This is a genomic window from Bacteroides sp. FSHCM14E1, assembly GCF_019633785.1.
GTDB classification, from domain to species: Bacteria; Bacteroidota; Bacteroidia; order Bacteroidales; family Bacteroidaceae; genus Bacteroides; species Bacteroides hominis.
In genome coordinates this window covers 48,435-68,012 of sequence record NZ_JADKYL010000002.1, presented here as the reverse complement: position 1 = coordinate 68,012, position 19,578 = coordinate 48,435, and the positions used below count along the sequence as shown (strand labels likewise).

Below are 19,578 nucleotides of genomic sequence, written 5' to 3'. Positions count from 1 at the left end.
ATGTTATCGCGATAACAATATATGTAATGCCCCGTTACATATATTGTTATTTTGTCGATTAAAAAAGAATTGCTACCTTTGCTGCCCGTAAACGTATGATGCCGTGAATAGCGGTCGTGTATTCTAGAACACCACGTAAAAAACAGGAATTATGAAAGAAAAAGTATCTATACCCTTCATGTTGCTCGGCATTCTGTTCAACGTCTGCCTGATTGCAGCAAACCTTCTCGAAACCAAAGTGATTCAGGTTGGCAGTATCACTGTTACTGCCGGATTGCTGGTGTTTCCCATATCCTATATTATCAATGACTGTATAGCCGAAGTATGGGGATTTAAAAAGGCCCGTCTGATTATTTGGAGCGGATTTGCCATGAACTTCTTTGTGGTAGGCCTCGGGCTGATTGCCGTGGCGTTGCCCGCAGCACCTTTCTGGGAAGGCGAACAGCATTTTGATTTTGTGTTCGGCATGGCTCCCCGCATTGTTGTAGCCAGTCTGTTGGCCTTTCTGGTCGGTTCGTTTCTCAATGCCTATGTCATGAGTAAAATGAAAGTGGCCAGTGGCGGACGTAATTTTTCTGCCCGTGCCATCTGGTCTACGGTAGTGGGAGAAACGGCCGATTCACTGATCTTCTTTCCCATCGCATTCGGCGGACTGATTGCCTGGCCCGAGTTGTTGGTGATGATGGGCACTCAGATTGTGCTGAAGTCCCTTTACGAAGTGATTATCCTTCCGATCACCATCCGTGTCGTGAAAGCCGTTAAGAGAATTGACGGGAGCGATGTTTATGATACCGACATCTCCTATAATGTACTTAAGGTAAAGGATATATAATAAGGAGAACTTAAAAACACTTTTTTCAAGAAAATAAATGATGAAAAATGATTCAGCAGTAGTTCTGTTCAGTGGCGGACAGGACTCTACAACGTGTCTCTTCTGGGCGAAGAAACATTTCAGCAAAGTATATGCGCTTAGTTTCCTGTACGGACAGAAACATGCACACGAGGTAGAACTGGCCCGGGGAATAGCCGAAAGGGCAGGAGTGGAGTTTCATGTGATGGACACCTCTTTTATCGGGAGCCTTGGAAGCAATTCGTTGACGGATACCAGCATCTCGATGGACGAAGACAAGCCGGAAGATTCGTTCCCGAACACCTTTGTTCCGGGACGTAACCTGTTTTTTCTGAGTATTGCCGCTGTCTTTGCCCGTGAACAGGGAGCTTTCCACTTGGTTACCGGAGTTTCGCAGACCGATTATAGTGGTTATCCCGATTGCCGCGACTCGTTTATCAAGTCGTTGAATGTCACTCTGAATCTGGCGATGGACGAACAGTTTGTTATCCATACACCGTTGATGTGGATCGATAAAGCCGAAACCTGGGCATTGGCGGACGAACTCGGCGTATTCGATCTTGTACGGAACGAGACGCTGACCTGTTACAACGGGATTCCTGCCGACGGGTGCGGACACTGCCCGGCATGCAAATTGCGGAAACAGGGGCTGGAAGAGTATTTAAGTAAAAGAAACCGTTAAATGATTAATAGATTATGACTGAACTGAAAGACCAGCTTTCTTTACTGGGAAGAAAGACCGAATATAAGCAGGATTATGCTCCCGAAGTATTGGAATCCTTCGATAACAAGCATCCTGAGAACGATTATTGGGTACGTTTCAATTGTCCGGAGTTTACCAGCTTGTGCCCCATAACGGGACAACCGGATTTTGCCGAAATACGTATCAGTTACCTGCCCGATGTGAAGATGGTGGAGAGCAAGAGCCTTAAGCTATATCTGTTTAGCTTCCGCAATCACGGTGCTTTTCATGAAGATTGCGTGAATATCATAATGAAAGACCTGATCCGTCTGATGGATCCCAAATACATTGAAGTGACCGGTATCTTTACACCCCGCGGCGGTATTTCGATTTATCCGTATGCCAACTATGGTCGCCCCGGAACGAAATATGAAGAGATGGCTGCCCGGCGGTTGATGAATCATGAATAGGGGATAACCCTATTCATGGTGATAGGGCCCGCCGTTCAGTATGGTCATGGCCCTATACATCTGTTCTACAAAGATCAGGCGGATCATCTGGTGCGAAAAAGTCATTTTCGACATGGATATCTTTTCGTGTGCCGCATCATATACCTTTTGTGAAAATCCGTAAGGTCCTCCTATGATAAATACCAGGCGTTTGTTGACGTTTACCAGCTTCTTCTCCATCCAGCGTGCAAATTCCACCGAACGCATCTCTTTTCCGTGCTCGTCCAGCAACACTACCACGTCTCCCGGTTGGAGGGCTTTGCCTATCAGTTCGCCTTCCTTCTCCTTTTGTTGTTCCGGGGTGAGGCTTTTCGTGTTTTTCAGTTCGGGAATCACCTCCATATCGAAAGAAATGAAGTGTTTAGTACGCTCTATGTAATCGTTAATTGCAGTGATATAATGCTGCTCTACAGTCCGTCCTACGACGATAAGGGTTGTTTTCATTCAAGTGCAAACTCTTGTTTATTGCACAAAAATAAGAAAAAAATGTTGTTTTTAGCATTAAATACTTACCTTTGCGTATCGATAATACTTGTGATTATGAAAAAACGGGTACTTTTATGGATGGCCGGACTCGTATTCGCTGTAACTTCGCTCTTCGCACAGGACATACCGGTGGGCGTGGTCGTGGCGTTTAAGAAAGGAAACTCCCAAGAGCTGAACAAGTATTTGGGAGAGAAGGTGGATCTGGTAATTCAGAATCGCTCGACAAGCGTCGACAAACAGACTGCTGAAGCAACACTTGCTTCTTTCTTTAATAGCAACAAGGTGAGTGGTTTTAATGTAAATCACGAAGGTAAGCGAGAGGAGTCGAGTTTTATTATCGGTACCCTGACCACTGCTAACGGCAATTTCCGGGTGAACTGTTTTTTCCGCAGGGTACAAAACAAATATTTTATAAATCAAATAAGAATAGATAAAACCAATGAATGAGTTAATAGACAGACTGATTGATCTGGCCTTTGCCGAAGACATAGGTGATGGCGACCACACAACACTTTCCTGTATTCCCGCCACTGCAATGGGAAAATCGAAACTTTTGATTAAAGAAGCCGGTGTATTGGCCGGTATCGAAATTGCCAAAGAAATATTTCACCGTTTCGACCCGACTATGAAGGTTGAGGTGTTTATCAACGACGGTGCCGAAGTGAAGCCGGGTGATGTGGCAATGGTTGTGGAAGGTAAAATTCAGTCTCTGCTTCAGACAGAACGTCTGATGCTGAACGTGATGCAGCGTATGAGCGGCATTGCCACTATGACACGCAAATACGTGAAGCAGCTGGAAGGCACCAAAACACGTGTGTTGGATACCCGTAAGACTACTCCGGGACTCCGTATGCTTGAGAAAGCGGCGGTAAAGATTGGCGGGGGTGTCAACCACCGTATCGGACTTTTCGATATGATTCTTCTGAAAGATAATCACGTGGACTTTGCCGGTGGCATTGATAAGGCCATCAACCGCGCTAAAGAATATTGCAAGGAAAAAGGAAAAGACCTCAAGATTGAAATCGAAGTGCGCAATTTTGACGAACTTCAGCAGGTGTTGAATATCGGTGGGGTAGACCGCATCATGTTCGATAACTTCACTCCCGAAAATACAAAGATAGCTGTCGAGATGATCGGCGGAAAATATGAGACCGAATCGTCCGGTGGTATCACGTTCGATACACTCCGTGACTATGCCGAGTGTGGTGTAGACTTTATTTCGGTAGGTGCCCTTACCCATTCGGTAAAGGGACTCGATATGAGTTTCAAGGCATGCTGACATTTTGAACGGTCGGCGATAAACGTTCTTAAGCGATAAACGATGAACAGGCTACGCATTGATGCAAAGGCCTATTCATCGTTTATTGTTTCTTTAACTTCTTTTTGCACTATTGTTTGCAGCATTCGTTGCATCCTTGCGTCTAATAGACAAACGACGCAGACATACGTTCGATTTTAAAAAGACAATTGACATTGGAAAACGAGATAGAACTGATAAAGGGCTGTCGGGCAGGAAAGGATTCGGCCCGTAAGGAACTTTATACCCTATACTCGAGGCAATTGCTGGCGGTATGTTTCCGCTATACGGGCGATATGGAAGCGGCGCACGATGTACTGCATGACGGTTTCATCAAAATATTCACCAACTTCTCGTTTCGTGGTGAGTCTTCGCTCGGAACGTGGGTGACCCGGGTGATGGTGACTCAGGCACTGGATTACCTGCGAAGGCAAAAACGGATCAGTCAGTTGGTGATACACGAGGATCAGCTTCCTGATATTCCCGATCTTCCGGAAGGAGGGGAGGCAGGACCGATATCCGAAGAACAGTTGATGAAGTTTGTCGCAGACTTGCCCGATGGCTGCCGGACGGTTTTTAACCTTTACGTGTTTGAGGAAAAGTCTCACAAAGAGATAGCCGAAATGTTGGGTATCAAGGAGCATTCATCCACTTCGCAGTTGCACCGTGCAAAGTTTTTATTGGCAAAAAGGATTAAAGAATATAGAAATCATGAAGAGAGAAAATGATGAAATAACCGATCTGTTCCGTTCCCGTCTCGGCAATGCCGAGATGACTGTGCGGGACGGTTTCTGGGAAGAACTGAATTCTGATGTGATGGTGCGTTGCCATCGTCGGAAGGTGTTTTTCTTCCGCGTAGCGGCAGCCGCTTCCGTACTGCTGGTACTGGCTGCTTCATCGGCTGCTTTTTGGTTCTTCTCTCCGAAAGAGGAGATAGAAGAAGCCTTTACCCAGGTAGCGGTTGTCAGTGGAAATGCGACTCACCTGGATGGTGACGTGGTGAAACAGGATTTCACTCCCGTACATTCCGAGCCTGTTTTGAGTAAACCGACGCCTAAGCGTTTCGGTACTCTGGCCCAATATCAGGACGAAGATGATGATTCGGTTTCGGTTACGGTTTCCATGTCATTCAGCTTCTCTGCAACGACTACACGCAGGGGACAAAATAATCATCCGGATAAAAACTATTGGCAGGCTGGCGGAGATGGACAGACCTTAGTAAATTCTGCTGATGAATCCCCGTCTTCCGATTATACGGCTATGACCGCTAAAGCCCGGACATGGGCTGTAAAGGCGGCAGTCGGTACCGCATTGCCTGCCGGAGATGGTAAATATAAGATGCCTGTTATGGTCGGTCTGACGGTAGAGAAAAAAATAAATAAACATTTAGCCGTAGAAACCGGTTTATTATATTCCAGTTTGCGTGCCGGACAGAACTTGCATTATCTGGGAATTCCCGTAAAACTGAACGTGACACTTGCGGAAATGCCGAAGTTGGATATATATGCTTCTGTAGGTGGAGTTGCGGATAAGTGCATAGCGGGAGCACCCGATAACAGCTTCAAACAGGAGCCTGTGCAACTGGCCCTTACCGCAGGAGTGGGAGTGAACTATAAAATTAATGATAAACTGGCTTTATTTGCCGAACCGGGAGTGTCGCACCATTTCAAGACAGACTCCAAGCTGGAAACAGTACGTTCGGCACGGCCTACGAATTTTAACCTGATTTGCGGTCTGCGCATGACCTATTAACCATTTAGTACGGACGTTATGAAAAAAACATTTTTTATGCTGCTCACGGTTGTTTTATCATTGCTTACTTGTGTAAGTTGCAGCGAAGAGACATTAGATTACAATAACCCGGATGTAGACCTTTTCGTAAGGCAACTCAAAGCGGGGAACTATAATACCAAGAGCCCGAAGGGCTTTGTAGAAGTGCCTAAATTTACGGAGAAGGATATTCCGGCATTGCTGAATTATGCAGAAGACCTGACTCAGGTTGCTTCTTTTCCGCTTCCGCCGGTATCTGCTTACTATAGCGGTAAGGTCCGGTTGGGCGAGTGCATGTTGTGGATCGTAGAAACCATTCGGTTAGGGCATTATGCGTCGTTTGGCTGCAAAATGGTGAGAGCCAATGCCGAGAACTACGAGGGCATCTATTTCCTGACCGATGAAGAGTTACTTGATGCTGCTGCACGGTATCGTCGCTGGTGGGAAAACAGGCAGTATCCTCGTACGGCATGGACCATTGACGCATGCTTTGACGAGCCCCTTTGCGGGAGTGGATACCGTTGGTGGTAAAAAACTAAATCAGATGAAACGTATCGACTTTCTGGCGCTGTCTTCAGGGGCGGCAGTGATCCTTTATGCCCGATGAACAGCCACGTAAAGGAATTCAAAGACAGGAACATGCGAAGCAGGTACTTTCATCTTATTAAATAAGTGTAGAAGAATGAAGCGTTTGATATTGTTTATATGGTTATGTCCGATGGTCCTGATAGCCCGTGCCCAATGGACTGCGAAGGATTCATTGAATCTGCAACGCATCCTGAACGGCCAAGAGGATATCAAGCTGAATATGGATGCTGTGAAACAGATTGATTTCAACAGCTTGCCGGGTGCTCCCAAAATGTCGAAGGAGAAGCCCGGTCTGAAATTGGACGAGACGCTTCCACAAGTGCTTGATAGAAAGAAAATTGTGTTGACTCTCCGGCCTTATACGGCCAATACCAAATATAACTGGGACCCTATTTACCAAAAAAAGATACAGGTGGATGCCGATACGTGGCGGGGAGATCCGTTTGTTGAGTTTTATGAGACCGTTCCTTCCAACTGGGCTAAGAATGTATACGATAAAGGTATCCGCAGTTCATACGAGGAAATCCGTTCCAGTGGGTTGCGGCATAATCTGTTTGGCGAACGTGCCAATGGCAGGATGGTGACTACGCAGAGCATGGTGCATACCTCTGCCATGAAGCTTGGCAAAAGTGGAGTAACCGTGAGTGGAGGCACTATCGGAGGTCTTGACCTGATGACTATTTTCACAAAAGATTTCTGGGACAAAAAAGGACGTGAACGGAGGGCGCGTACACTGGAAGTTCTGAAAGCGTATGGTGATTCGACAACGGTGTTGCTTCCTGAACCGATTATACATTGAATTTGTTAAAAGATAAATAGGGGGATTCTTGCCTTCTTTTTTCAAAAACGATATGACTATGAACAGAATTTCTTCTCTTTTCGGTATTCAGTATCCCATTATTCAGGGCGGTATGGTGTGGTGTAGTGGCTGGAGGCTTGCTTCGGCTGTCAGTAATGCGGGTGGTTTGGGGTTGATAGGCTCCGGCTCGATGTATCCCGATATTTTGCGTGAACATATTCGTAAATGCCGTGCAGCCACAGACAGACCTTTTGGGGTAAATATTCCTTTGATGTATCCCCAGATAGAGGAGATCATGAATATCATTGTGGAAGAAGGGGTTAAAATCGTATTTACCTCTGCCGGAAACCCGAAGACATGGACCGGCTGGCTGAAAGAGCGTGACATCACGGTGGCACATGTCGTTTCTTCTTCTAAGTTTGCCATGAAATGCGAAGAGGCGGGAGTCGATGCCGTGGTAGCTGAGGGTTTTGAAGCCGGCGGGCATAATGGCCGGGAGGAGACAACGACGCTTTGTCTGATTCCTGCAGTGCGTGAAGCCACTACTTTACCTTTGATTGCGGCCGGAGGGATTGGTACCGGTGAGGCCATCTTCGCCACGATGGCGTTAGGGGCCGAAGGAGTTCAGATAGGTACTCGTTTTGCTCTGACGGATGAAAGTTCGGCAAGTGATATTTTCAAGGAATATTGTTTGCGGTTGAACGAAGGCGATACCAAATTATTGCTGAAGAAACTGGCGCCTACCCGTCTTGTGACCAATTCGTTCCGTGATAAGGTGGAAGTGGCTGAGGCGCGGGGAGCTTCTGCCGAAGAACTTCGTGAACTTTTGGGCAGAGGACGCGCCAAGAAAGGCATCTTCGAAGGTGATCTGGAAGAAGGAGAGCTTGAGATAGGGCAGGTGGCTGCTCTGTTCCGCCGCAGGCAAAGTGTGGACGAGGTAATGAAAGAATTGTTGGAGGGATACCGCAGAGCTTCGGACAAGGTATCTTCTTTTTTGTTATAAACGGATCATTCCACCACAGGGTAACACAGAATCTTACGGAGTTCTTCTTTTTATGATTCTGCTCCGTGAAACTGTGTTACTCCGTGGTATTACTTGTTATTCTAAATTCAATTGCTCGTATTTAAGCCCGAATACCTCAGCTATTGCTTTATATACCACTTTCCCTTCTACCACATTTAATCCCAAAGCCAGTGCCGGATCTTCTTTGCATGCTTGTTTCCACCCCTTTCCTGCCAGTGCTGTTACATAAGGCAGAGTGGCATTGGTCAGTGCCAATGTAGAAGTGTAAGGCACTGCTCCCGGAATATTGGCTACGGCATAATGTACGATTCCATCGACCACATACGTCGGTTCACTATGGGTAGTGGGGTGCGAAGTTTCGAAACATCCTCCCTGGTCGATAGCTACATCCACTAATACTGTACCCGGTTGCAGCATCTTCAGCATACTGCGGGTGATCAGGTGCGGAGCCTTGTCTCCCAGAATCAAGACCGAGCCTATTACAAGGTCTACGTCCGGCAACTCTTTCTTCAGCCTCAGTTCCGAAGCATATAAGGTTTTTACATTTTTGGGCAGTGTTTCACTCAAATAACGAAGACGGGCCAGGTTGATATCTGCAATTGTGACATCTGCTCCCAGTCCGGCTGCCATCTGGGCTGCATTGCTGCCTACGATGCCTCCGCCGAGAATTAATACTTTGGCAGGCTTCACACCCGGTACACCTCCCAGCAGAATACCTTTTCCACCTTGCGGCTTTTCCAGGAAACGGGCGCCTTCCTGTATAGCCATGCGTCCGGCTACCTCACTCATAGGAATCAATAAGGGTAAAGAATGGTCAGCTTTTTCTACCGTTTCGTAAGCAAGGCAAATCGAGCCGTTTTCTATCATGGCAAGAGTCAGTTCTTTATCGGAGGCAAAATGGAAGTAAGTGAACAGCAACTGTCCCTTGCGGATCAGCTTGTATTCCGGTGCGATAGGTTCTTTCACTTTCACTATCATCTGGGCTGCGGCATACGTCTCTTCCATAGTGGGCAGGATCTGCGCTCCTGCGGCTATATATGCCTCGTCCGGAAAACCACTGTTCTCTCCTGCGGTGTGCTGTATGTATACAGTATGTCCGCGTTTCACTAATTCGGCAACTCCCGAGGGCGTCATGCCCACCCGGTTCTCGTTGTTCTTAATCTCCTTAGGTACTCCGATAATCATAACGTTACTCTATTAAGGGTTAAACATGGCACAATGTAAGAAAATTCTGCTTATGTTGTTATCCTTATACGGATGTTTTACAGCAGAATGATAGTAGAGGTGCAGGTACGGCTCTTTCATTTAACAACCGCCTTCCTCCCTTGTTCCCCCCCCACAAAACCTTCCATTCGCACACAGCGATGCGGAAGCAGTGCTTCGTTGTTTCTTTTTTAAGAAAGAATCCGGCCGGCTATTACCGGAGAAGTGTAGTAGATTAACCAATGTCATACAACTCTTTATCCCAGCCCGCATACCCGGGCTGATGAGCCCACATGCCCGGGCTGATGAGCCCGCATACCCGGGCCGATGAGTCCGCATGCCCGGGCTGAGATAAGGATCCGACCATTTGCACTAAAGAAAGTAAGGGAAATGAAATGCTTTTAGAGAGATTAACGGATAAGAAATTGGATATATCCATTTGTTTCCCAAATAGTTACTACTAAAATGCTCCCTAAAACAGCGGGTGGAAGATGGAAGATGGGGGTGGAAGATAAATGGCATAAAAACCGCATCTTCCACCAATCTATACATCTTATAATCAACGATATGCATTCTAAAAGGTGGAAGATGGAAGATCGAAACGTATTTTTTGTATGAGAGGAAGGCGGGGTATAAAGAGCCGTGGCAGGCAGGAATAAAATCCATCTTTCTGTTTTCTGATATGGCAGGAATAATGTATTTTTGCAAAGATTCCATTTTTAAGCAAACTACATGAAACAGTATATAGTTGCTCTGATGCTTGCCTGCAGCATTCAGGGACATTCTCAAGATGTGAAGCAGGCTGCTTTTGTTCCTCCATTTGACTTTACACTGACTCTGAGCGGTAATTTCGGAGAAATTCGTGCCAATCATTTTCATGGCGGTCTTGACTTTAAGACTCAGGGAGTTGTCGGTAAACCGGTGCGCGCGCTGGCCGACGGATACATCTCACGTATTCGTGTCACCAATGGTTCGGGACATGTACTCGATGTGGTATATAATAACGGTTATACAACTATTAACCGGCACTTGAGCGGATTTATGCCGGACATTGCCCGAAGAGTGAAGAAGCTTCAATACGAAAAAGAAGATTGGGAAGTAGAGATTGTTCCCGAACCGGGGGAATATCCGGTAAAGGCGGGACAACAGATAGCCTGGAGCGGTAATACGGGTTATTCATTCGGACCGCACCTGCATCTGGACTTGCTGGAAACCGCTACCGGTGAATCTGTCGATCCGATGCCTTTTTTCAAATCAAAAATAAAAGATACCACTGCTCCCCGGGCTGAGGGCGTTATGTTGTTTCCACAGCCGGGAACCGGAATCGTGCAAGGCAGTTCGGAGCGGCAAACCTTCCAACCCAATGGGACGCGTCCCATCGAGGCATGGGGAGTGATCGGATCGGGTATCAAGGCTTATGATTACATGGACGGTGTTCACAACCGTTACGGTGTGCATACCGTTGTGCTCAAGGTAGATGGAACGGAAGTGTTTCGCAGTGTGGTCGATCGCTTTGCTCCGGATGAGAACCGGATGATAAACTCCTGGACCTACGGGCAATATATGAAATCATTTATTGATCCGGGCAATACGCTGCGTATGCTCCGGGCTTCGAATGATAACCGTGGATTGGTGACCATCAATGAAGAACGGGATTACAAGTTCGAATATGAATTGAAAGACGCTTTTGGCAACACTTCCCGCTATCACTTTACGGTGCGTGGAAAAAAACAGCCGATAAAGCCGTCTGAACATCGGGAGAAGTACTTCTTTGCCTGGGACAAAACGAACTTTTTGCAAGAACCCGGTTTGACCCTTACCGTCCCCCGGGGGATGTTATACGACAATGTGGCTCTCAATTATGAAGTACGTTCCGACAGCGGGGCAATTGCTTACACCTATCAGCTCAATGATGAGAAAGTGCCGTTGCACGGTGGCTGTGAGTTGCGTATCGGGCTTCGTCATCAGCCGGTTGCCGATACAACGAAATATTACGTGGCTCGTGTTACTCCCAAAGGTGGTATGTATAGTGCCGGAGGAACTTACGAGGGTGGATTTATGAAAACCCGTATCCGTGAATTGGGTACTTATACGGTAGGAGTAGATACAGTGCCTCCCGAAATTATTCCGGTGGGCAAAAATGTCTGGGGACGTAATGGGAAAATTGTTTATCGGCTGAAGGACAAAGAAACCGGCATCCGGTCTTATCGTGGCACGATTGATGGAAAATTCGCTCTGTTCGGACGTCCTAACCTGACAAAATCGTATTGGGAGTGTAAACTCGATCCTGAATATGTAAAGAAAGGTAGACGCCATACGGTAGAGATGACCGCTACGGACGATTGCGGGAACGAGACAACGGTTCGTGAAACCTTCGTCTGGTAGCTTTCAAAACCAAATAACCGGAGATTATCCGGGTAAAACAGAATAAGATATTATATTAATAATTTATTATATGAAAAGAATCTTTCTCTTTGCCGCTCTCTTGACTGCGGCAGTGGCGGAAACCTTCGCCTGTACTAACTTAATTGTCGGTAAGAATGCTTCTACCGACGGTTCGACCATTGTTTCCTATTCGGCTGACTCGTACGGACTCTTTGGCGAGTTATATCATTATCCCGCAGCTACCTATCCCAAGGGTACGATGATGGATATCCATGAATGGGATACCGGAAAATATCTGGGACAGATTGAGCAGGCGCGTCAGACTTATAATGTGATCGGCAATATGAACGAGTTTCAGGTAACCATTGGTGAAACTACCTTTGGCGGCCGTCCTGAATTGGTAGATACACTGGGCATTATCGATTACGGAAGTTTGATTTACGTAGGACTGCAACGTTCGCGCACTGCCCGTGAAGCCATTAAGGTGATGACTGAGCTGGTTCAGGAATATGGATATTATAGCAGTGGTGAGTCATTTACCATTGCCGATCCTAATGAAATATGGATTATGGAAATGATAGGGAAAGGGCCCGGCATACGGGGAGCCGTCTGGGTAGCTGTTCGTGTGCCCGATGACTGCATCTCGGCACATGCCAACCAGTCTCGTATCCATCAGTTTGATATGAATGACAAGGCAAACTGTATGTACTCCAACGATGTCATTTCCTTTGCCCGTGAAAAAGGATATTTCAACGGAGTGAATAAAGATTTCAGTTTTGCCGATGCTTATGCGCCGCTTGATTTCGGTGCCCGCCGTTTTTGCGAGGCCCGTGTATGGAGCTATTTCAATATGTTTACCGATCAGGGTGAGGCTTATCTGCCTTATATCCAGGGAAAGACCAACGAACCGATGCCTTTGTTCGTGAAACCGAAACGCAAACTTTCAGTTCAGGACGTAAAGAATGCCATGCGTGACCATTATGAAGGAACTGCTCTTGATATCAGCAATGACTTTGGTGCCGGACCTTATAAAACACCTTATCGCCTCTCTCCGCTGACTTTTAAAGTGGGCGATCAGGAATACTTCAACGAACGTCCTATTTCTACACAACAGAGTGGGTTCGTTTTTGTGGCCCAGATGCGTGCCAATCTGCCTGATGCAGTAGGCGGTGTACTCTGGTTCGGTACGGATGATGCGAACATGACTGTTTTCACTCCCGTATATTGCTGTACTACCAAAGTTCCGGTATGCTATACCCGTGTGGATGGTGCCGATTACATCACTTTCTCCTGGAATTCTGCTTTCTGGATTTTCAACTGGGTGGCTAATATGGTATATCCCCGTTACGATTTGATGATCGGTGATGTACGTTCCACACAGAATGAACTTGAAACCACCTTCAACGAGGCGCAGGAGGGGATTGAGTCTGCTGCCGTTAAGCTGTACGAGAAAAATCCGGAAGCAGCTGTGGCGCTTCTGACCAATTATACCAACATGACGGCGCAAAGCACTTTCGACACCTGGAAACGTCTGGGAGAATTTATCATTGTGAAGTATAATGACGGTGTCATCCGCAAGATGAAGGACGGTAAGTTCGAGCGCAACGCTATCGGCCAACCCGCCGGTGTGGTACGTCCGGGCTATTCAAAAGAATTCCTTGAGGAATATGTGAAGCAAACCGGCGAACGTTATAAAGTGACTGAATAAACGCTTCCGGAGAGTTTTCTCGCTAAAAGATAGGAATTTCAAACTTATTCTTTTACATTTGTATTTTGAATAGAATAATTATTAATCTCTAAAAATAGATATAACCATGGGGAATGAAGAACTAATCAAACAGGTGACTGAGAAAGCCGAGAAGTGGCTGACCCCGGCGTATGATGCCGAAACTCAGGCTGAAGTGAAACGCATGCTGGAGAACGAAGATAAGACAGAATTGATTGAAGCCTTTTACAAAGACCTTGAATTTGGTACGGGCGGACTCCGTGGTATCATGGGAGTAGGTACCAACCGTATGAATATTTATACTGTTGGAGCCGCAACTCAGGGACTTTCTAACTATCTGAACGCAAACTTTAAGAATCTGAAACAGATTTCTGTTGTGGTAGGATACGATTGCCGTAACAATAGTTCTCTGTTCGCTAAGATTTCTGCGGATATTTTCTCTGCCAATGGCATTAAAGTATATCTGTTCGAGGAGATGCGTCCTACTCCGGAGATGTCTTTTGCCATCCGTCACCTTGGTTGCCAGAGCGGTATCATTCTGACTGCTTCACACAACCCGAAAGAATATAACGGCTATAAAGCTTACTGGGATGATGGTGCACAGGTACTGGCTCCGCACGATAAAGGTATTATCGACGAAGTGAACAAGATTGCTTCTGCTGCCGACATTAAGTTCCAGGGTAATCCGGAGCTGATTCAGATTATCGGGGAAGATGTCGATAAAATATATCTGGATAGGGTGAAAACCGTTTCTATCGATCCTGAAGCTATTGCTCGTCATAAAGATATGAAGATTGTCTACACTCCGATTCATGGTACGGGTATGATGCTGATTCCCCGTGCACTGAAGATGTGGGGATTTGAAAATGTATACACTGTTCCCGAGCAGATGATTAAGGATGGTAACTTTCCGACGGTTGTTTCTCCGAATCCGGAGAATGCGGAAGCCCTGACAATGGCTCTCAATCTGGCTAAAGAAATCGATGCCGACCTTGTAATGGCTTCCGATCCGGATGCCGACCGTGTAGGTATTGCTTGCAAGGACGATAAGGGTGAATGGGTATTGATCAACGGTAACCAGACTTGCCTGATGTATCTGTATTATATCATCACTCAATACAATAAACTGGGTAAGATGACCGGTAATGAATTCTGTGTGAAGACCATTGTTACTACCGAACTGATCAAGAAGATTGCTGACAAAAATCAAATTGAGATGCTCGACTGTTATACCGGCTTTAAATGGATCGCCCGTGAAATTCGTTTACGTGAGGGTAAGAAGAAATACATCGGTGGTGGTGAAGAGAGCTACGGTTTTCTGGCCGAAGACTTTGTTCGTGACAAAGATGCTGTTTCTGCTTGCTGCCTGATTGCCGAAGTGGCTGCTTGGGCTAAAGACAATGGAAAGACTCTGTATCAGTTGCTGATGGACATTTACGTTGAATATGGATTCTCTAAAGAATTTACTGTAAACGTAGTGAAACCGGGTAAGAGCGGTGCCGAAGAGATTAAAGCCATGATGGAAAACTTCCGTGCTAATCCTCCGAAAGAGTTGGGTGGCTCGAAAGTGATTCTGTCAAAAGACTATAAAACTCTGAAGCAGACAGATGCAGAAGGTCATGTAAGTGACATCGATATGCCGGAACCATCGAATGTGCTGCAATATTTCACCGCAGATGGTGGTAAAGTGTCTGTTCGTCCGTCAGGAACGGAACCGAAGATCAAATTCTACATCGAAGTGAAAGGCCAGATGGGATGCCGCAACTGCTTTGCCACTGCCGATGCAGAGGCTACTGAAAAAGTGGAAGCTGTGAAGAAATCGTTGGGTATTTAAGGAACTTCTTTAAGCACTCTTTTAACAGATACTTTGGGTAATATAAATGTGTCCATAGTATTATAGTATTATCGAAATGCCCTGTCCTGAATTGGATGGGGCATTTCTTTTGGGATTATTCTTTTAAAGGGGCTGTGTCAAAACTCTTTTTACCACAGATTACACAGATTATCACAGAATAAGAATGTTGATAATCAATAACTTAAAAATTGCTCTATGTTACTCTGTGTCCTCTGTGGTGAGTTTCGACACACCCTCACAACACTAAAAGATCCGGGCAGACGGAGAACTAGGTGAAACTCACGTCTGTATTTCCCGGATGTATGGTTTTTAGTTAATGCCCAGATTTTTTTTTGCGATAGCCCTTTGCCCTGTGCTTAACTTGTTTCCGTATGCCGCATAGATATACTTTCCGATGGGACTGCTGGCATGTTTTATAATCTGTTCCATCAATAGCCCGGTAAAGCTTTCTTTTATTTCATGGACACTTTTTCCGGAGAAGTCGTGTTCCCCGAACTGATCGATGGCAAGAAGAAATTGCATCATCTCTGTGTTGAGTGCGGTCCCTTCCACTTGGACTACGTCTCCTATTTGCGTGCTGATTTTTCCCGCTTCGACAACGATAGGGAGAGTAACAGGAAAGCGGTCACTGTCGTTTTCCTGAATAAATAGCTCTCTGACTTGGGGAGAATTGATTTTTCCCTCAAATGCGAACCGACAGTCAATCACTTGTGTACTGTCATATCGGGTTGTGCTGTGGATAGCATCCTGCAAATAGATTGTTCTGCCTTCCATTTGAGGGTTGGTTACCATGCCACTGACATAATAGCTACCGTTCTGTCGGGCATGGTTGCATGCTGCCAGAAAGATGGTTCCCAGTATGATTCCTCCTGCTGTTATTCTTTTCATCTTGGTTGTGATGTTCGTTAAGTAAAAAATCACCCCATACATACCCGAAGGTAGGACGGGGTGATTTTTTCGTAATATCTGGACTTATTTAAAATCTAAATCCTAATTTCAAATAGGGTTGTGCAAACAAGTTTATGTTATGATGTCCCACTTTGTAAGTGGCTACCCCTTTCGGATAAATCTGAATCATGTCGTAGCGATAGGCTACCGGTTGCAGTTCAAATCCGAAAACTAGTCCTTTACCCAGGCTGTATTCGATGCCGGCTACTGCTGCCGCACGTAATCCGAATATTTGTCCGGTTTTGGTCGAAGGGATATATACTTGTAAAGGCAGTGTTTCTGCGTCATTCAAATCGTCATCGTCAGTTATTGCATCACCGTCGCTTACAGTTTCACCCGTGTTGGGAGACATCGTTTCGATTCGTCCCATTTGCCAGCCTATAAGGCCACCCACATAAAGATTGATACGTTCGTTTTTCGTATTGAAATAATAGTTTGAACCAATGTTTACCATCCAGTTGTTTTTCACCCGTCCTTCTACATATTTGGAAGCGGGGATTTGCATATCGGACACACTATTGTCGCCTTCAATGAAATCCTTTTTCGGGGTGACTCCAATGTTCATGCTGAACATCAGATTAACGTCCCAACGATCGGTCAGGAAATATTTTCCCTGCAAACCGATGATGTTGACCAAGCTATTATTATTCCAACTTCCCAGATTCAGATACATGCCCGGATCTTCAGACTTGTTGCCTGTATCATCGCCCAAGCCAATGCCCGGCGCGTTTCCGGTCCCGTTCCAGTATTTCGGTAACAAGTATTCCATACCATCGGCGAATTGCTGTGAATTGCCTAATGCGACGGATATCTGCCAGTTACCTTTTTCCGGGGCAAACGACGCATCGTCACTGCTGCTGCGTTGTTGCGCCATAAGTGGCGCAACAGTACATGCAGTCAGAAGGATTATGCATAGTTTTTTAATCATACTTTTTTCCTTTAGTTTTTATTTATTCGGCTGAAGTGTCTCCGGTCAGTGTTTTGATAAGCTGATCTTTCATCTCTTTTGCCTTGTTGAATAATACCGTCAATGCTTCGATTTCAAAAGTTTTGGCATCGATTTGAGCTTCTTTAAGTTTGATGGCTGTTGCTTGTTCTTGTTCGTAGCTACCGTCCTGTAGTGCTTTCAGCAAAGCATCGTACATATTCAGTTCAGCTTTTGCCTCTGCCAGAGTACCGCTCTTTACAGTGATGTTGCCACTTTCGTTGTCAACTTCAGAAGGTGCACCTTCGATTTTGGCTATTTCGTCCTTCAGGTATTTAATTGCATCCTCATAAGTGGACAATGGCTGGTTATTATCACCAGTCTGAGGCAAAGCCTTTTTCATTGTACCTAAGATGCAATTCAAACCGGCTTTCTGCACTTCCAGACTTGCTTTCTCCGCATCGTACTTCTCTGTAATCTGGTTCAGGGTAATTTGTGCTGTTGCCAGTTTTGTATCTGTTGCGGCGATTGCTTTATCATTGTCGGTACCCATAGCCATTAATTTTGAGTTCAGGTCGGCCCATACAGATACATTGTTGATTTCATCTGTTAAAGCATCGTATTCCTTCTTTGCTTCAAATGTTTTGTCTGCCAGCCCGTTCTGGGTTAGGGAGATTCCGTCAGGATCGAATGTAAACTCTCCTTCTCCGGTGTGTTCGGCTAATGCTTTATTGTAAGCCGCCAACCATTCTGCGTAAATTGCTGTAGTTTGGCGTTTGTTACTGTAGCCGGCGGCTTTGGCTGCTTTGACGAAATCGGCAGCGAGGCCACCTTCAGCTTTAAACAAATCCTCCACACCGAATACGGCATCATAACTTGTTGTTCCGTTGTTCTCAGTGATAAGTGCCTTCCATGCGTCCAGTTTGGCTGCATCTTTAGTAATGTCTGTTTCTTCTTTCAGCTTTAGTCCGTCCAAAGCGGTTCTGGCGGTGAGATAAGTTTTGTATTGAGCAATAAATTTGTCTAAAGCAGCTTTTTCTTTAGCTGCATCTCCGGCGGCACTTTCATAATCTTTCTGGTAAGTCTGATAATCTGCGATGATCAAGCTGCGTGCGTCGTGTCCCTCCTGACTGAGATACTTGCCTGCATCTACTGCCTTATAAAAAGCTTCAGATGCTTTTGCCCATGTACCCTCTACTTTGGTCAGCTCTGCTTGGAACGCATCATAGTCAACTTTAGCTTGTGCCTGTGCCAGTTTTGCCTGTGCCTGTTCTTCGCTGGTCTTTACTTTGTCGGTTAATAAAGTAGTGATAGCTTCTAATATGTTTCTTTTCTCCTGCATGGTTTTAGAGAAGCGGAACCCATCAGGAAAATAGTATTTTCCGGTTGCGGGATCTATCTTTATTGCTGGCCTAAAGGAATTGGCAAGGTCATTGTTGTCCAAAGTTTGTTTTTCCAGAATCATTCTGGCAAATCCATCCTGGATGGCAGCAGGAATATCGAAAGTGAATTCACCTTTTGCTTCTTTTGCTTTCCGCACTTCAGCTACCTGTTGTACGGCTGCCTGATAATCGGCGTCACTTACTTTTGATAAGTCGATAGCATTGATTTTATTGTCAAGATCCGTTTTCTTATCATTAAGTTCTTTGTATTTGGCTTCAAACTGATCCAATGGAATTTCTGCGACAATCTTCAGCTGTGCCAGGTTTTCTTCGATACCTTTTACTTCACCTTTCTGAATGGCAATCTGGTTGGTAACGCCGGCAATCAATGCTTCCGGATCATAGCTGAATTCTAATAAAGATTTCTGTCTCATCAGGTCAGCCAGTTCTTCCTGGGCATCGCTTAATGTACCGGAGAGTTCGATCAGGCCTTTTACGGTAGTCTCTTCTCCATCTTCTACACTGATTTTCCCCGATTCTTCATTGTAGGTGATCTTTTTAGGAGTATATGCAAAACTTTGCGTGTATAGCAGTTCGTTCAACTTGGTAGCATAGGCATTATCTTTGTAACCAAGTAAAGCCACTTCGATATCGATCATTGCCTTTTCATAAGCGGCCTGTGCTTGTGCAGTCTGAATTTGTAGCTCAAGCATTTTAGCTTTGAATAACTCTGCGCTTTTCTCGGCTTTTTGTTGCCAATAGGCTTTCATCGCTTCTGTTTTGGCTGCTTGAACTTCTGTTTTAAGCTTTTCCTGGGCTACTTTTTCTTCCAGGTAAGCGGCTTTGGCATTGACGATAGCAATTTGTGCCTCTTTGTAAGCCGCTTCAGCAGTTTGTACAGCTGCTTTTGCTTTAATTAATTCTGCTTTCGCTCCGCGAAGTTCTGTGATGCTTGCCGGTTCATCATTATCGATACATCCGGTAAACGTTGTAGTTGCTCCTCCCACTAAGAGTGCAGCTACGAGATAAGTCCATTTTCTCATACCTCTGTTTTTTTAGTGTTAATAAAAATGTTATGTAAGTAAATCAATGTATTCTCTTGCCTATTGCGGCTTTTCCTCTATCTGTGTAATACCTCTATCTACCGTT

Annotated in this window: 18 protein-coding genes; 13 read left to right on the top strand and 5 right to left on the bottom strand. The window is 45.5% G+C overall.

The window, feature by feature from the left end; genetic code table 11:
* The first annotated feature begins 151 nt into the window (after positions 1-151).
* The 3 genes from ISX59_RS03280 to queF are packed head-to-tail and all read left to right on the top strand — an operon-like array spanning position 152 to position 2,002.
* A complete protein-coding gene (locus ISX59_RS03280; RefSeq protein ID WP_005776226.1) occupies positions 152-832 on the top strand; it encodes a queuosine precursor transporter in 681 nt (226 codons plus the stop codon).
* A 40-nt stretch (positions 833-872) separates the two neighbouring features.
* Entirely contained in the window at positions 873-1,532 is a 660-nt protein-coding gene (gene queC / locus ISX59_RS03275) for a 7-cyano-7-deazaguanine synthase QueC (RefSeq protein WP_005809507.1), read from the top strand.
* A 14-nt stretch (positions 1,533-1,546) separates the two neighbouring features.
* Positions 1,547-2,002, top strand: coding sequence for a preQ(1) synthase (gene queF, locus ISX59_RS03270; RefSeq protein WP_005776228.1), 456 nt, complete (start codon positions 1,547-1,549; stop codon positions 2,000-2,002).
* 9 nt (positions 2,003-2,011) lie between these two features.
* Here queF and rlmH read toward each other — a convergent pair whose 3' ends face one another.
* The gene (gene rlmH, locus ISX59_RS03265; protein WP_005776229.1) at positions 2,012-2,485 is read right to left on the bottom strand and encodes a 23S rRNA (pseudouridine(1915)-N(3))-methyltransferase RlmH; all 474 of its coding nucleotides are present in this window, start codon (positions 2,483-2,485) and stop codon (positions 2,012-2,014) included.
* Between the two features lie 96 nt (positions 2,486-2,581).
* Between rlmH and ISX59_RS03260 the strand changes: the two genes are divergently transcribed.
* From ISX59_RS03260 to ISX59_RS03230, 7 genes are all read left to right on the top strand, one after another.
* The gene (locus ISX59_RS03260; protein ID WP_022011300.1) at positions 2,582-2,974 is read left to right on the top strand and encodes a DUF4783 domain-containing protein; all 393 of its coding nucleotides are present in this window, start codon (positions 2,582-2,584) and stop codon (positions 2,972-2,974) included.
* The gene (gene nadC, locus ISX59_RS03255) at positions 2,967-3,806 is read left to right on the top strand and encodes a carboxylating nicotinate-nucleotide diphosphorylase (RefSeq protein ID WP_005809499.1); all 840 of its coding nucleotides are present in this window, start codon (positions 2,967-2,969) and stop codon (positions 3,804-3,806) included. Before ISX59_RS03260 ends, nadC begins: the two co-directional genes overlap by 8 nt.
* A 194-nt stretch (positions 3,807-4,000) precedes the next feature.
* A complete protein-coding gene (locus ISX59_RS03250) occupies positions 4,001-4,552 on the top strand; it encodes an RNA polymerase sigma factor (RefSeq protein WP_005809497.1) in 552 nt (183 codons plus the stop codon).
* On the top strand, positions 4,536-5,576 hold the full coding sequence (locus tag ISX59_RS03245; RefSeq protein ID WP_220575674.1) for an outer membrane beta-barrel protein: 1,041 nt from the start codon (positions 4,536-4,538) through the stop codon (positions 5,574-5,576). The genes ISX59_RS03250 and ISX59_RS03245 overlap by 17 nt, the downstream gene beginning before the upstream one ends.
* 36 nt (positions 5,577-5,612) lie before the next feature.
* Positions 5,613-6,125: a DUF4943 family protein gene (locus ISX59_RS03240; RefSeq protein WP_005819122.1), complete on the top strand. Its 513-nt coding sequence runs from the start codon at positions 5,613-5,615 to the stop codon at positions 6,123-6,125.
* A gap of 151 nt (positions 6,126-6,276) precedes the next feature.
* Positions 6,277-6,981, top strand: coding sequence for a DUF4858 domain-containing protein (locus tag ISX59_RS03235; protein WP_005776237.1), 705 nt, complete (start codon positions 6,277-6,279; stop codon positions 6,979-6,981).
* Between the two features lie 58 nt (positions 6,982-7,039).
* Positions 7,040-7,984 (top strand): nitronate monooxygenase family protein, encoded by a 945-nt coding sequence (locus ISX59_RS03230; RefSeq protein WP_032530194.1) that lies wholly within the window; start codon positions 7,040-7,042, stop codon positions 7,982-7,984.
* A gap of 96 nt (positions 7,985-8,080) precedes the next feature.
* Here the strand turns inward: ISX59_RS03230 and ald are convergent, their stop codons facing one another.
* Positions 8,081-9,190, bottom strand: a complete 1,110-nt coding sequence (ald, locus tag ISX59_RS03225; RefSeq protein ID WP_220575673.1) for an alanine dehydrogenase — start codon at positions 9,188-9,190, stop codon at positions 8,081-8,083.
* Between the two features lie 750 nt (positions 9,191-9,940).
* Between ald and ISX59_RS03220 the strand changes: the two genes are divergently transcribed.
* From ISX59_RS03220 to ISX59_RS03210, 3 genes are all read left to right on the top strand, one after another.
* A complete protein-coding gene (locus ISX59_RS03220; RefSeq protein WP_032539827.1) occupies positions 9,941-11,593 on the top strand; it encodes a M23 family metallopeptidase in 1,653 nt (550 codons plus the stop codon).
* A 70-nt stretch (positions 11,594-11,663) separates the two neighbouring features.
* Positions 11,664-13,301, top strand: a complete 1,638-nt coding sequence (locus ISX59_RS03215) for a C69 family dipeptidase (RefSeq protein ID WP_032530190.1) — start codon at positions 11,664-11,666, stop codon at positions 13,299-13,301.
* 106 nt (positions 13,302-13,407) lie between these two features.
* A complete protein-coding gene (locus tag ISX59_RS03210; protein ID WP_005776243.1) occupies positions 13,408-15,153 on the top strand; it encodes a phospho-sugar mutase in 1,746 nt (581 codons plus the stop codon).
* 330 nt (positions 15,154-15,483) lie between these two features.
* Here ISX59_RS03210 and ISX59_RS03205 read toward each other — a convergent pair whose 3' ends face one another.
* From ISX59_RS03205 to ISX59_RS03195, 3 genes are all read right to left on the bottom strand, one after another.
* Positions 15,484-16,062, bottom strand: coding sequence for a DUF4369 domain-containing protein (locus tag ISX59_RS03205; protein ID WP_032539861.1), 579 nt, complete (start codon positions 16,060-16,062; stop codon positions 15,484-15,486).
* An 88-nt stretch (positions 16,063-16,150) separates the two neighbouring features.
* Complete coding sequence (locus ISX59_RS03200; protein ID WP_220575672.1) at positions 16,151-17,050, bottom strand: BT1926 family outer membrane beta-barrel protein; 900 nt, start codon at positions 17,048-17,050, stop codon at positions 16,151-16,153.
* Positions 17,051-17,072: 22 nt separating this feature from the next.
* A complete protein-coding gene (locus ISX59_RS03195; protein WP_220575671.1) occupies positions 17,073-19,472 on the bottom strand; it encodes a hypothetical protein in 2,400 nt (799 codons plus the stop codon).
* Between the last annotated feature and the right edge of the window lie 106 nt (positions 19,473-19,578).

Excerpts from the sequence above, each read along its gene's own strand:
- ISX59_RS03230 (WP_032530194.1), top strand. The coding sequence starts at position 7,040 with ATGAACAGAATTTCTTCTCTTTTCGGTATTCAGTATCCCATTATTCAG.
- ISX59_RS03195 (WP_220575671.1), bottom strand. The coding sequence starts at position 19,472 with ATGAGAAAATGGACTTATCTCGTAGCTGCACTCTTAGTGGGAGGAGCA.
- queF (WP_005776228.1), top strand. The coding sequence starts at position 1,547 with ATGACTGAACTGAAAGACCAGCTTTCTTTACTGGGAAGAAAGACCGAA.
- ISX59_RS03280 (WP_005776226.1), top strand. The coding sequence starts at position 152 with ATGAAAGAAAAAGTATCTATACCCTTCATGTTGCTCGGCATTCTGTTC.
- ISX59_RS03245 (WP_220575674.1), top strand. The coding sequence starts at position 4,536 with ATGAAGAGAGAAAATGATGAAATAACCGATCTGTTCCGTTCCCGTCTC.
- ISX59_RS03235 (WP_005776237.1), top strand. The coding sequence starts at position 6,277 with ATGAAGCGTTTGATATTGTTTATATGGTTATGTCCGATGGTCCTGATA.
- ald (WP_220575673.1), bottom strand. The coding sequence starts at position 9,190 with ATGATTATCGGAGTACCTAAGGAGATTAAGAACAACGAGAACCGGGTG.
- ISX59_RS03210 (WP_005776243.1), top strand. The coding sequence starts at position 13,408 with ATGGGGAATGAAGAACTAATCAAACAGGTGACTGAGAAAGCCGAGAAG.
- ISX59_RS03215 (WP_032530190.1), top strand. The coding sequence starts at position 11,664 with ATGAAAAGAATCTTTCTCTTTGCCGCTCTCTTGACTGCGGCAGTGGCG.
- ISX59_RS03260 (WP_022011300.1), top strand. The coding sequence starts at position 2,582 with ATGAAAAAACGGGTACTTTTATGGATGGCCGGACTCGTATTCGCTGTA.
- ISX59_RS03205 (WP_032539861.1), bottom strand. The coding sequence starts at position 16,062 with ATGAAAAGAATAACAGCAGGAGGAATCATACTGGGAACCATCTTTCTG.
- nadC (WP_005809499.1), top strand. The coding sequence starts at position 2,967 with ATGAATGAGTTAATAGACAGACTGATTGATCTGGCCTTTGCCGAAGAC.
- ISX59_RS03240 (WP_005819122.1), top strand. The coding sequence starts at position 5,613 with ATGCTGCTCACGGTTGTTTTATCATTGCTTACTTGTGTAAGTTGCAGC.
- ISX59_RS03200 (WP_220575672.1), bottom strand. The coding sequence starts at position 17,050 with ATGATTAAAAAACTATGCATAATCCTTCTGACTGCATGTACTGTTGCG.
- queC (WP_005809507.1), top strand. The coding sequence starts at position 873 with ATGAAAAATGATTCAGCAGTAGTTCTGTTCAGTGGCGGACAGGACTCT.
- ISX59_RS03220 (WP_032539827.1), top strand. The coding sequence starts at position 9,941 with ATGAAACAGTATATAGTTGCTCTGATGCTTGCCTGCAGCATTCAGGGA.
- rlmH (WP_005776229.1), bottom strand. The coding sequence starts at position 2,485 with ATGAAAACAACCCTTATCGTCGTAGGACGGACTGTAGAGCAGCATTAT.